At 62.5% G+C, this 12,152-nt stretch carries 14 protein-coding genes; 10 read left to right on the forward strand and 4 right to left on the reverse strand.

Annotation, left to right across the window (positions count from 1 at the left end):
* Window positions 1-139 precede the first annotated feature (139 nt).
* From GL4_RS06810 to GL4_RS17455, 3 genes are read left to right on the forward strand one after another with little or no spacing between them, the layout of a single operon-like run.
* Window positions 140-418 carry a DUF883 C-terminal domain-containing protein gene (locus GL4_RS06810; protein ID WP_156137425.1) on the forward strand — a complete coding sequence of 93 codons (279 nt, stop codon included), beginning with the start codon at window positions 140-142 and terminating at the stop codon, window positions 416-418.
* 12 nt (window positions 419-430) lie between these two features.
* Entirely contained in the window at window positions 431-832 is a 402-nt protein-coding gene (locus GL4_RS06815) for a hypothetical protein (protein ID WP_045365961.1), read from the forward strand.
* A gap of 25 nt (window positions 833-857) precedes the next feature.
* Window positions 858-1,064 carry a hypothetical protein gene (locus GL4_RS17455; RefSeq protein ID WP_156137426.1) on the forward strand — a complete coding sequence of 69 codons (207 nt, stop codon included), beginning with the start codon at window positions 858-860 and terminating at the stop codon, window positions 1,062-1,064.
* A gap of 81 nt (window positions 1,065-1,145) precedes the next feature.
* Here GL4_RS17455 and GL4_RS06820 read toward each other — a convergent pair whose 3' ends face one another.
* The gene (locus GL4_RS06820) at window positions 1,146-1,349 is read right to left on the reverse strand and encodes a CsbD family protein (protein WP_045365964.1); all 204 of its coding nucleotides are present in this window, start codon (window positions 1,347-1,349) and stop codon (window positions 1,146-1,148) included.
* 165 nt (window positions 1,350-1,514) lie between these two features.
* Between GL4_RS06820 and GL4_RS06825 the strand changes: the two genes are divergently transcribed.
* From GL4_RS06825 to GL4_RS06835, 3 genes are all read left to right on the forward strand, one after another.
* A complete protein-coding gene (locus GL4_RS06825) occupies window positions 1,515-2,423 on the forward strand; it encodes an adenylate/guanylate cyclase domain-containing protein (RefSeq protein WP_052464203.1) in 909 nt (302 codons plus the stop codon).
* Window positions 2,424-2,456: 33 nt separating this feature from the next.
* Window positions 2,457-3,296, forward strand: a complete 840-nt coding sequence (locus GL4_RS06830; protein WP_045365970.1) for a transglutaminase-like domain-containing protein — start codon at window positions 2,457-2,459, stop codon at window positions 3,294-3,296.
* Between the two features lie 157 nt (window positions 3,297-3,453).
* Complete coding sequence (locus GL4_RS06835; protein WP_082025538.1) at window positions 3,454-4,524, forward strand: SphA family protein; 1,071 nt, start codon at window positions 3,454-3,456, stop codon at window positions 4,522-4,524.
* A 155-nt stretch (window positions 4,525-4,679) separates the two neighbouring features.
* Here GL4_RS06835 and GL4_RS06840 read toward each other — a convergent pair whose 3' ends face one another.
* On the reverse strand, window positions 4,680-5,348 hold the full coding sequence (locus GL4_RS06840; RefSeq protein ID WP_244462696.1) for an ion channel: 669 nt from the start codon (window positions 5,346-5,348) through the stop codon (window positions 4,680-4,682).
* A gap of 162 nt (window positions 5,349-5,510) precedes the next feature.
* Here GL4_RS06840 and GL4_RS06845 point away from each other — a divergent pair, with 162 nt between their 5' ends.
* The 4 genes from GL4_RS06845 to GL4_RS16655 all read left to right on the forward strand — a co-directional run bounded on the left by GL4_RS06845 (window position 5,511) and on the right by GL4_RS16655 (window position 10,395).
* Window positions 5,511-6,794, forward strand: coding sequence for an SDR family oxidoreductase (locus GL4_RS06845; protein ID WP_045369673.1), 1,284 nt, complete (start codon window positions 5,511-5,513; stop codon window positions 6,792-6,794).
* 2 nt (window positions 6,795-6,796) lie between these two features.
* Complete coding sequence (locus tag GL4_RS06850) at window positions 6,797-7,273, forward strand: DUF2269 family protein (protein WP_045369675.1); 477 nt, start codon at window positions 6,797-6,799, stop codon at window positions 7,271-7,273.
* Between the two features lie 314 nt (window positions 7,274-7,587).
* A complete protein-coding gene (locus GL4_RS06855; RefSeq protein WP_045365976.1) occupies window positions 7,588-9,873 on the forward strand; it encodes an efflux RND transporter permease subunit in 2,286 nt (761 codons plus the stop codon).
* A gap of 66 nt (window positions 9,874-9,939) precedes the next feature.
* Complete coding sequence (locus GL4_RS16655; protein WP_052464205.1) at window positions 9,940-10,395, forward strand: hypothetical protein; 456 nt, start codon at window positions 9,940-9,942, stop codon at window positions 10,393-10,395.
* Window positions 10,396-10,430: 35 nt separating this feature from the next.
* Here the strand turns inward: GL4_RS16655 and GL4_RS06865 are convergent, their stop codons facing one another.
* Both GL4_RS06865 and GL4_RS06870 read right to left on the reverse strand, forming a co-directional pair.
* Window positions 10,431-11,423: an SMP-30/gluconolactonase/LRE family protein gene (locus GL4_RS06865; protein WP_045369678.1), complete on the reverse strand. Its 993-nt coding sequence runs from the start codon at window positions 11,421-11,423 to the stop codon at window positions 10,431-10,433.
* 44 nt (window positions 11,424-11,467) lie between these two features.
* Complete coding sequence (locus GL4_RS06870) at window positions 11,468-12,097, reverse strand: SGNH/GDSL hydrolase family protein (protein WP_045365979.1); 630 nt, start codon at window positions 12,095-12,097, stop codon at window positions 11,468-11,470.
* Window positions 12,098-12,152: the final 55 nt, after the last annotated feature.

Below are 12,152 nucleotides of genomic sequence, written 5' to 3' on the forward strand. Positions count from 1 at the left end.
CCTGGAACTTCGCGCCGGCGCGCTCGGACGCATCGTAAGGGTGCGCCCCCGGGGCGCCCATCGATCGCACATCTCATCGAGCAGGGAACAATGAGCGCAAGCTGGTGTTCCCAAGCCATTCATGACCAGGGGAGATACAATGTCTACAGGAAGAGGCGACCAAAGTCGAAACGACGCCACTGCCATGGCGCGCGAGCATTTCGACAAGCTTGTCGACGAAGTCGGCAAGATGCAGTCCGAGTTGAGCGCCATGGGCGCGAAGGTCAGCAAGCTCGCAAGCGAAAGCTTGAGCCACGCTCGGGCGGGCGCTGCGGAAGGCGTGCACGAAGCCGAAGAGGCTGTACGGCGCAACCCACTGGCTGCCCTCGCGATTGCCGTGGGGCTCGGGCTGCTGCTCGGCGCCTTCATGCGGCGATAAGAGCCGCGCACGATGGTTCTTACGCTGATTTCCCAAGCCAAGCAGCGCATCGAGCAGTCGGTCAGCGCGCTTGTTCACAAGGCCATCGTCATCTCGGTTGCGATCGTCTGCCTTCTGTTCGCCGCCGCTTTCGGTCTCGTGGCCGCCTACTATGCGCTTGTCGAATCCATGGGCTTCCGCCCCATCGAGGCCGCAGGCATCATTGCGGGATGTCTGTTGGGGTTGGCTGTCGCCGTTCTCGCGATACTGCCGTTGGCAGTGCGCTCAAAACCTCGCGCGGCATCTGCCGTTGCGGCGCCTGCGGAGGTTTTGGCGCTCGCGGACAAGGGGCTTGCCAGCGCCACGCAACGCGTCGGAGCCCTTCCGTTGGTAGTGATCGCCTTCGTGTCGGGCTTCCTGGTGACCAGACGGTAGCGCGTGGCCGAGTGAGACAGCAGGCATGGAAAAACTCACCGATCGCGAGTTGCGCAGCGCTCTTTTCAAGGCCGATCTGAGTGCGAGGAAGCGGTCCTACGCCAGAGAGCTTCTGCGGCGGCGCTACGACTCGAAAGGCAAGCATGCATGGCGAAAACTCTGGGTCGGGACGCTCTATTGGCTGGGCTCGTGCCGCGCCGCGCTTTCCCGACGGCTTTCAGGCGCGCGATGAAACCTCAACCGGCCGTACCAACAAAGAAGGGGCAGCCCGTTGGGGCCGCCCCTTTGGATAGGAGGGGGGACGTGAGCGATGCTATCCCGAGATGCTTTTCATCCAATCGTCGACTTGGCGTTCCGCCTCTTCTTTGGCCACGCCATAGCGCTCTTGCACCTTGCCCACGAGCTCGTCGCGGCGACCTTCGACGACATCAAGGTCGTCGTTGGTCAAATTGCCCCATTTCTGTTGCGCCTTGCCGCGCAATTGCTTCCAGTTTCCTTCGATCTGATCCCAATTCATTTCCTTCGATCCTCCTTGCGATGCAGTTGAATGCTTTGAGAACATCAAAGGTGCTGTCATGTTCCCTCCGATTTTGGGACGCACGGAACCGGAGCAGCCGCATAGGAATTGTCAGTGCAAGGTCCTGCAGGGTGAGTGCAGATGTCACACGATTCGAAAGATCTAATGGAACCGGTACCAACATCGCCGCGCATCGAACGAAAGCTCGTCGTCATACTGGCCGCTGACGTGGTGCGTTTCTCGTCTCACATGGAGCATGACGAGGAGCGAACGCTGCAACTTCTTACGGAGCGTCGGAAGCTGATCGATGAGCTTATAGAGGCTCATGCCGGTCGCATCACGGGCACCGCCGGCGACAGTGTGGTCGCGGAGTTTGCGAGCGCCGTGAATGCCGTCGACTGCGCCGTGAAGATCCAGCGCAACATCATGCGTGTGAACGCCAAGGAGGGTGAACATGGCGGCCTGTCCTTCCGTATCGGCGTGAACGTAGGAGACGTCATGGTCAAGGACGCCGACATCTTCGGCGATGGCGTCAATGTCGCCGCGCGCCTCGAGTCGCTGTCGGAACCGGACGGGGTTTGTCTGTCGCGTGGCGTACATGAATATGTGCGCAAGTTGACGAGCTACGTCTTCGCGGACCTGGGTGAGCAGTACGTCAAGAACATCGAGCAGCCGGTACGCGCCTACCGCATCGTGTTCGAGGATGGCGAACCTGTCATGTCCGAAGAGGACGAACCGAGTCAGGAAGCGCTCGACGTGGAACCGCATGAGCCACCGGAATACGAGCTCGCGTTTTGGGAAAGCATCCGGGACAGCGATGTCGTTGCTGAGTTCGAGGCGTATCTCGACAAGTATCCGGAAGGTGCATTCGCCGCACTCGCCGCCGAGCGACTACGGGCGCTTTCCGAGAAGAAAGACGAGCCGGAGTTGCCTGAGGCGGATCCCGTCGAACTCGCCTACTGGGAGAGTATCAAGGACAGCGAAAACGCTGCGATGTTCCAGACCTATCTGGAGACCTACGCTGAAGGCGCCTTCGCTGCCATTGCCCGGCTAAAGGTCGCGCAGCTCGGTTAGCGTCGTCCATCACACCTAAGGAACACAATAAAGATGACGGTCAAACTCGGCTGCAACCTGACCTATGAAGTCACCGCGGATACGATTTTCGTTTTCAATGTCGAAGTCGCGCGCTTGGCAGCGAACGCCAACCTAAAGGACACGGTCACGGTCAATCCCGGCGCCAATGTCGAGTTCTACGAGAGCCCGGTTCGGAGGAACCGTTATCTGCGCGTTCCGGCCTCCCCAGGGACGTTGTCGCTTCACTACGAGGCGGAGCTTACCCTCGATGTCGTCCGAGCGGATCCTCAGACGCTGGCCGAAGTGCCGGTCGCCGAGCTTCCGTTCTCACTACTGCCATACCTCTTGCCGACGCGCTTCGTACCCTCGGATCGGGTTGCCGGTTTCGCTCAGGCGGAGTTCGGCCAGCTCCCCAAAGGTCACCAGAGAGTCAGCGCAATTTGCAATTGGATCAACGATCATATCGCCTACACGCCGGGGAGCAGCGACGCGGAGACCACGGCGGCGGAGACAATCATGAACCGCGCGGGCGTGTGCCGCGATTTCGCGCATCTCGGGATCACCTTCTGCCGCGCGCTCGGCATCCCCGCACGCTACGTCACGTGCTACGCATACGGCCTCTCGCCGCCCGATTTTCATGCGGTCTTCGAAGCCTATCTCGGTGACCGCTGGTGGCTGTTCGATCCGACGCGTCAGGCCGCGCTCGACGGTTTGGTGCGCATCGGTGTCGGACGTGACGCCGCCGAGGTTGCGTTCGCGACGCTCTTTGGCGGTGGAACAGCCTCGCCACCGGAAGTCTGGATCAATCGGTCGGACCGCACTCCTTCCGATGTGTGGACGACCGACGCTATTAGCCTCGAGGGGCTCTCGTGACGCGACAGCGACCGGTTGCATGTTGAAGCGGCAACGATTTGTGCGCTTCGGGTCGAGGAGCAATTCAGGCTGCAGACGGGAGGGGCAAAGACGTCTAAACTCTGACGCCTGAGCATTTGTAAGGCCGGAGGTTGAGACTTACAAAAGGGGGGGATAGATGGCGATACACCGCAATCTACTTGCTGCCTTGGCGGTAGGGATCACAGGCTTCGGGGCGGCTGATACTCAGGCGGCTGAGAATGCGAGCGGCTGGTATGCCCTTGGGACAAAGGCATCCATGGCCGGCTTCCTGCCTCCGCCCGGCACCTATTTCGTCGACGTGAATATGTATTACGAGGGCACTGCGAGCGCCACGTCCGCGGTTGGCGTCGCGTTGCGGGACATCAGCCCGGCGGCGCGGCAGCTCAATCTCAAGGGCGAGCTTTTGGTTGAGGCGACCGCCGACGTGACTGGCAAGGTCTACTACAACCTGCCGTCCGTCTTGTGGGTCGCACCCGAGAAGGTGCTCGGCGGCAATGTCGGCTTCGGTGCGATTGTTCCCTTTGGTACGAAGGACGTTGATCTCGATCTCGACGCCCTCGCGACTCTCAGTCTGGGGCCGCCGATCAATCGGACCTTCACTCGGGGACAGACCTTCAGCGAAACGGACAGTTCGACCGATTTTGGCGATCCGGTTCTGAACGCGGTCATCGGCTGGCACGAGGGCAACTTCCATTGGAACGTGAGCGCGCTCGTCAATGTGCCCATCGGTCCATGGAGCAACAGCAGCAGCTCGAACCTATCCTTCAATCATTGGGGACTCGATACGACGGCGGCAGTGACGTGGCTCGACCCGAACATTGGATTGGAGCTCTCCGCGGCGCCTGGCTTTACCTTCAACTGGGAAAATCCCGACACCGATTACACGACGGGAACCGAGTTCCATGTCGAGTTCGCGGTCCTGCAGCATTTCTCTCCGAAATTCGCCGTCGGTGTCGCAGGGTTTCACTACCAGCAAGTCACCGGCGATAGCGGCGCGGGCGCCAGGCTGGGAGACTTCAAGGGGCGCGTGACGTCGATCGGTCCTGTGATGACGTACAATTTCCAACTCGGAGAGATTCCGGTCAGCACGCAGCTCATGTGGACGCACGACTTCGATGTCGAAAATCGCCTGAAGGGCGACCTTGGCCTGCTGACGGTATCGCTGCCCCTTTCGGGGAGTTCGCCGGCGCCGCCGGATATTGAGTGATCGCCGCGCCGTAGGCTCCAGGTCGCCGCAGGTCCGGGTAGGGTCGAATGCCGAGCCGCGAGCCGGCACCGTTCGAAGCCGGTCTTGGTCTCCACTGCGAGCCCGACTGTAAAAGCAAGGCGAGCACCGGGCCGGCCGATCGGCTGAAAGCTTGGCTAGGGCCGGCGCCGGTCCTCGATCTCAAGCGTCACAATCCGCGCCAACAGCGTCGCGGGGTAGAGCTGTCCGACCATGGCTTCCACCAGGACGAGGCTTCGCGCCACAGGATGCAGTGCCGTGATGTCGCCTGAGCCGATTCCCGTCAGCGCCCCGAAGCTGAAATAGATCATCGTGTCCGCCAGAGACGCACTGTCCTTTACGATATAGCCGGAGAAGGCATTCTCGGACGCGGCGCCGATGAACGTGAAGATCGCGCTGAACGCTAGACCGATGACAAGATAGAGCAGGATAGCGCCCACCACCCGGTGATAGGTCACACGTCCGGGTGCGAAAACCACGCGTCCCACCTCGCTCATGAGCGCCAGGCTGATCAGCAGCCACGCCGTCGCATCGAGATACACGTCGACCATAGAGGGATGGAAGTGCCGGCGAACGGAGGCGATGGCCGCGAGCAAGAGGGCGACCAGCAGAGTCCAGAGAGCGACGCGTTTTCCGGACAGGACAAGGACCGCGCCGGTGAGAACGGTCACGAGCGCGAACCCGATTTCTTGAATACCGGGAATTCTCTCGGCGCGAAGGGGCGCGAGGACGAAGATCAACACTGCAAGCAAGATGGTCAGCGCCGTAAGCAGTGGGTCTTGCCACCGCTCCCGCAGTTCGCTCATGCTCCGGACCATAGCGTTTCCCCAATTCCCTGATCACGCCGGCGGCGGACGCGCGGCACGCGACCGGACTATACTAGGCGTTGGGTCATCGGGGGAGTGATGCAGGCAAGTCAGAGCAAAGCACAAGATGTGGGCGCGAGCGCGCCGCGCGCCGCTGCCCGGTTGCGCATCCTCGTCCTTGGCGGAACGGGCTTGATCGGCGCGGCGGTGTCGGCGCGGCTCCTGGCCGATGGACATGATGTGGTCAGGCTCGCTCGTTCCGTCCCTGCGCACGCGGACCGTAGCCGTGCGATCGCAGCCAATATCGCAAAGCTCACGCGGGAAGAGGACTGGTTCCCGTACCTCGAGGGGGTCGATGCCGTCGTCAATTGTGCCGGTGTCCTCCAGGACAGCGCACGAGACTCGACCGCGGGCGTTCATCGCGATGGAATGGGCGCGCTGTTTCGGGCGTGCGCCGCGCGGCAGGTGCGGCGCATCATCCAGATTTCGGCGATAGGCGTGGACAGCCCCAACCCCACGGCATTCTCCCGGACCAAGCAAGAAGGCGACACGCTTCTCATGGGCTGCGATCTCGACTGGGTGATCCTGCGCCCGGTCGTCGTGATCGGACGGGCGGCCTCTGGCGGGAGTGCTCTGCTGCGGGCGCTTGCTGCGTTTCCCGTCCTGCCGGTCCCCGCGGACGCAGAGCCCTTCCAGACGGTTCAACTTGATGATCTGACTGAATCGGTGGTCTTCTTCCTGAAGCCCGAGGCGCCGTCGAAGCTAACGTTGGAAGTCGCGGCGCCGGAGCTTCTGCGCTTCCAAGACGTCGTCGCCGCGTTCCGCCGATGGTTCGGTTGGAAGCCGGCCAGGATCATTCGCCCCCCGAAAGTGATCGAGCGCCTCGTCTACAGGCTGGGCGATGCCGTCAGCTGGCTCGGCTGGCGTCCGCCCCTGCGCAGCACGGCCAGGCTGGAGATCGAACGGGGTGCCGCCGGCGATCCCAGCGCCTGGATCGAGACAACCGGCATCCGCCCGATGTCTCTCGAGGATGGGCTCGCGGCCGAACCGCCCTCGGTTCAGGAGAGATGGTTTTCGCGGCTCTACCTTGTGAAGCCCGTGGTCTTCGGCGTCTTGGCCCTGTACTGGGTCCTCACGGGTTTGATTGCGCTCGGTCCCGGATGGCAGGCGGCCGTGGGCCGGTTTAACGCGAGCGGCGTCGGCGCTCTCGGGCCGTGGCTGGTCGTGGCGGGTTCGGTGGCGGATATCGCGGTCGGGCTGGGGATCGCCTACCGGCGGACGGCGCGGCTAGCGCTTTGGGCCGCGCTGGCGCTGTCCGCCGCCTATCTCGTGGCCGGAACGATCCTTCTGCCGGCGCTTTGGATCGATCCGCTAGGGCCGCTCATTAAGGTCGTTCCGATTGGCGTACTGATCTTCGTCGCCCTGATGATCCTGGAAGAGCGCTGATGCTGACCTATCTCGCGCTCAAATACCTGCACGTCATCGGGGCTTGCGTCCTCTTGGGGACTGGCGCGGGCATCGCCTTCTTCATGCTGATGGCCCATCGCACCCAGGACGCAGGCGTCATTGCCGGGGTGGCGCGCATCGTGGTGATTGCCGACTACCTCTTCACGGCCACGGCGGTTGTCCTGCAGCCGGTGACAGGTTTGGCGCTGGCGTGGCAGGCGGGGTACGCGCTTCACCAAGGATGGATCGTCGTTTCCGTCCTCCTGTATCTGGCAGTCGGCGCACTGTGGGTGCCCGTGGTGTGGATGCAGGTGCGTATGCGGGATTTGGCCGCCTCGGCACTGCGGGCGGGGACGCCCCTCCCGCCGCAATACCACACGCTCTTTCGCTGGTGGATCGCGTTCGGCATTCCCGCCTTCGCCGCGGTGCTCGTCATCGTTTGGCTGATGATCGCCCGTCCGACGCTGCAGCTTTATTGAGTGGCCCGAAAACGCCATTCCCCGCAGGCGGGTCCGCCCACGGACCATGGGGGCGGAAATCTGGCGTTGCAGCCTCGCTAACGTCTTAATTTGCGCTTCAAAGTCAACGGATTCGGAGCCTGCAGAGGGGAGTGGGCCCTCTCGAGCCCGCGGGACCGGGCCCTGGGCATCGGCCCCTCGCTCGTGCTCTAGTGGACTGAAAGGGGGCGCGATTCTAGGATCTGCGCCGGCCGCCGGCGTGGGCGGTCAAGTTTGGGGGGAAATGCGATGTCGGCGATGCAGCCCATTTCGAGGCCTGGGAGACTCTGCGCCTGATGTCGGCTGGGTTTGGCCTTGAGAAGATTGGGCTGCTCGCCCTGCGGTTCCCGCGCGCGACCCTTTTGCTCATTGTCTTGATTACGCTGCCGCTGGCCTACTTCTCGACGAAAGTCGGCTTCTCGAGCGACATTCGCGAGATCTTTCGTTCCGGGACCGTCGACTATGCCAAGTTCCAGCTGGTCGAAGAGCAATATCCCGACAGCGGACAGGATGTTCTGCTGCTCATCCAGTCCGACAACCTCTTCACGGTCAAGAATCTCGAGCGGCTGCGGGATCTCCACCTGGAGCTGAGCTTCGCCAATGGCGTTAGGGATGTCGTGTCGATGTTCTCGGCCCGCCATCCGCCGGACAATGCCGGCGGCGCCGAGCCTCTCTTCCCGCCGGAGATTACCGAGGAGGATCTGCCGGAGGCGAAAGAAGCGATTCTCGACCACCCGCTCGTGGCCAGAAAGCTGCTGTCGCCTGACGGGAAGACCACGCTCTTCGTGATCGCGATGCAGCCTTATCCGGATATCGAAGAACTGCGGGTCGTCGCGCGTGAATTGCGCGATGTGACGGAGCGCATGCTCGAAGGGACCGATATGACGGTCCAGTATTCGGGGCTGTCGTTCTTGCGCCTCGAAATCGTCTCATCGCTCATGGCCGACCAGATGACCTTCATCTCTGTCGGCTTCCTGATCGTCCTGCTTATCTCCTGGCTCTTCTTTCACAGCATTACCTATGTCTGCGTCGCAGCGCTTCCATCCGTCGTCGCCGTCATCTGGCTGAGCGGGGTCACGGGTTGGCGCGGAATGGAGGTCGACGTTATGAGCGGGGTCGTGCCGGCCCTCGTCATCGTGCTCGTGGTGGCGAGCTCGCTCCATCTTCTCTTCAAGGTCAGACGCGAACTCGCCGGGGGCGCCGACGTCTACGACGCGGTGGACCGGTCCGTGCGCGAGATCGGGCCTGCCTGCGTGCTGGCCTCGCTGACGACGGCCATTGCGCTGTTCTCGCTGACCCTTGTGCCGCTGAAGATCGTGGCGGGCTTCGGCCTCACGGCGGCGATCGGGACCGCGATTGCGTACCTTGTCACCATCACGGTCGTGCCGTCGCTAGCCTTTCTGCTCCTCAGCCGTGTGAAGAGGAAAAAGTCGCTGGGGAATAAAGCCGACCTGGCCTTCGGCGCGGCAAGCCGTTGTTGCCACGGCGTTGCGCATTTCGCGCTGGTGCGGCCGCGGTTGGTGCTCGGGTGCGGTCTCGTCCTCTTGGTCGGCGCCGGCATTCTCTATGCGCAGATCAGTCCGCGCTACCAATATCGGGAATACCTGCCCGAACGCAGCCCGGCGCATCTCGCCATGAATGCCATCGACGACCGGCTTGCGGGAACCGAGAACATCTTCGTCCATATTCAGATGCCGCCGGGCACGCGGATCGACAGTCCCGAGAGCGCGGAGCTCGTGAAGAAGGTCGATGCGATCGTCGCCGGGTTGCCTTTGGTTCGCAGCGTGACGTCGCTCTATGGCATCGAAAGTTGGGCGGTTGCCGGCGAGATGACTGAAGACAGGTTCTTCAGCCTGCTCCAGGAAGCCAAGACGCCGCTCATGGACAGAATCCTGTCGGTAGACGACAACTCGACGCTCGTCACCGGATATTTCCCGGGCACCGATGCCGCGGACCTTCTTCCGGTGGTGAAGGAACTGGAAGGCAAGCTCGACAAATTGCGCGCCGCCTATCCGAACGTCGTCTTCACCGCGACGAGCCTCTCGGTTCTATCCGCGAAAGCCAGCTACGAGATGATCGCCCAGTTGAACAGAAGCCTTCTTCTGGCAATCTGCCTCAACATCATGCTTGTCGGTCTGGTGTTCCGCTCGGTGCGCGCGGGCCTCTACTGTATTTTGCCCAATCTGCTTCCGATCATGGTTGTCGCCGGGTTCCTCTACCTTTCCGGGTTGGGCTTGCAGTTCACCAGCGTCGTCGCCTTCACGATCGGGTTTGGTATCGCGGTCGACAACACGATCCACATCCTCAACTACTACGGGCTGATGCGCTCTCATGGCCGGGCCGTCGGACCCGCACTCGAGGAAACGCTGACCACCATCGGGCCGGTTCTGACGGTCGGGACGGTAGTTTTGATCTCCGGATTCGCCGCGACACTCCTGAGTCAGCTGCCGAATCTGCGCCTTTTCGGCGAAGTTGCGATTATGTTGCTTGCCACAGCCCTGTTGGCGAACTTACTGATACTCCCCGCGACGATTGCAATCCTGGAAGGTGGTCCGCTAAAGAAGAGCGGATCGCGGCATTGATGGCTGATTGGGGGCTTTAGCCATCGTGCCTTGTGGGCATTGAGCGGAGGTACATTTATGCAAGTGATGGGGAACCGTCTTTCGCGCGGGTATTCGATGGTGCCGGGTCGAGAATTTGCGCAGGTCACCGGACGCGCGTTTTGTGGGTTCGCACTGCTTGCCCTCACGGTGGCGATGGCGCCCTCCACGGCGGCCTCGGCGGCGGCGCTGGCTGGAGAATGGAGCGGCGAGGGCACGGTCACTCAGACCGAAGGGCCGACGGAGAAGGTCCGCTGCCGCGTAAGCTACAAGCAGGAAAGCGCCAAGGTTTTCGGTGTCGTGGCCAAGTGTGCCTCCACCTCGCAGATGATGAATCAAACCGGTGAGCTTCTGGAGGTCCGTCCCGGGGTCTTCACCGGCGAATTCAATCTCACCCAGTATGATGTCAGCGGCCGCGTCCGCGTCGTCCTCGACGGCGAGACGCAGACCGTGACCTTCAAGAGCCCAAAGGGCGAGGGCGAGGTTATCCTCAACCGCCAATAGGGGCGCCGCTCACGAGTTCATGCCGCGCCCGTGGATCACGCGTTCCTCGAGGTCGAGACGCCTTTCGCCTTGACCTTGGCCTGCCAAATCTGCGTGTCGCCTAAGATCAAGAGCACATCGTTGTCGGGGCCGCCGAAGGTGAAGTTGGCGACGCCCGGCGCGACTATCTCGCCCAGAAGGTCGCCCTCCGGTGAGAAGACCTGCACGCCCGTCGCCGACGAGGTGTAGACCCGTCCCTTCGTATCGAGCTTGATGCCGTCCGGGCAGCCCGGCGACACCGTTGCGAACAGTCTGTCGCCGCGCAGATGGCGGCCCTTGTGCACGTCGAAGGCGCGGATGTGATGCGGCAGATTCACGAAATAGGTGCCGGGGGCCTGATTGGCGCCCGTGTCGGTAATGTACAGCACGCTCTCGTCGGGCGAGAACGCAAGGCCGTTCGGCTTGTCGAACGAGTCCGCCACCACGGCCGTCTCGCCGCTCGCGGGGTCGTGGCGATAGACATACGCGCCGATCTTCGCGGCCGGTTTGAAACCTTGCAGTTCGCCGTAATTGGGATCGGTGAACCACACGGTGCCGTCCGACTTCTCAACGACATCGTTCGGCGAGTTGAGGGGCAGGCCGCGCCAGGCATCGACGATCGTTTCCAGGGCGCGCGTCGCAAGATCCATCCGGCTGATCTGCGCCCGCTCATCGAGCGTGCCTTGTTCGCAGATCAGAAGCCGCCCCTTGCGGTCGAGGCACATCCCGTTCGCCATGTTGGACGGTTGCCGCACGACCTCGAGCCGGCCGGCTTCGAAGGGGAAACCGTCGCCCTTCAAGGCAAGCCGCATGATGGCAATGTTCTTGGGGCCCGGTTCCGGCACGGTGGTGAAATAAAGCGCGTGTTCGGCGGCCACATAGACCGGGCCCTCATGGGCGTTCGTCTCGATCAGGACGCGCCGTTGGAAGTTCTTGCCGAGGACCTTCCGGAATTCGGCCTGGAAGCAGGTGTAGCTGTCGGCTTCTGGCTTGGCTCTTTCGTCCGTCATGAAAGACCTCCGTTCGAGCGGCGCGAAAACGCGCATGCATGCGTCTATAACAAGGGTTCCACGACCTTGCCGATCGCGATGCCGAGCGTGCGCTGTGCGTCTGGGTCGAGGTGCACGCCGTCGACGGCACTCACCTTGACGACTTCGCCCGCGTTGAAAAAAGCAATGCCGTAAGACTTGGCGACGGTCTCGTAGGCCGCAGCCAGTCCTCGGGACGTCCCCTGTCCCCCGGAATACATCAGCGCCATTTCAGGGTTCAGCGACCCAAGCGGCGGCGGCGCTACAAGGACCATTTTGGGCGTGGTGCGGCCGGGCCCGCTCTGGCTCGCATTGACCGCCTCGACCAGCGCCGCGCTGTTCATGGCGATCCGTCCCGCTGACAGGCCGTAGCAGGGCGCACTGTCATTCGTTCCCAACATGACCACGACGACGTCGAGGGGCGCGTGTGCCTCCAGGAGCGGTGGGAACATGGCCATGCCATTTCGATAGGGTTGCGCAGGATCGTCCGTTGCGATGGTTCTCCCATTCAGGGCTTCATCGATCACGCGAGCGCGTCCCTGTAGCGCGGCTTCCAGAGCGCGGGGCCAGCGGTCTTCCGGCGCAAACCGCGTTCCGTCCTTGGGATTGTAGCCCCAGGTGATCGAATCGCCGAAGCACAGGATGGTTTTCGTCACGGATGTCTCCTCGGTCCCTTGGTGCCGCCCGGGCGGCTGTGGTCAGTCTCAACAG

Origin of the sequence: Methyloceanibacter caenitepidi (assembly GCF_000828475.1) — a bacterium.
GTDB classification, from domain to species: Bacteria; Pseudomonadota; Alphaproteobacteria; order Rhizobiales; family Methyloligellaceae; genus Methyloceanibacter; species Methyloceanibacter caenitepidi.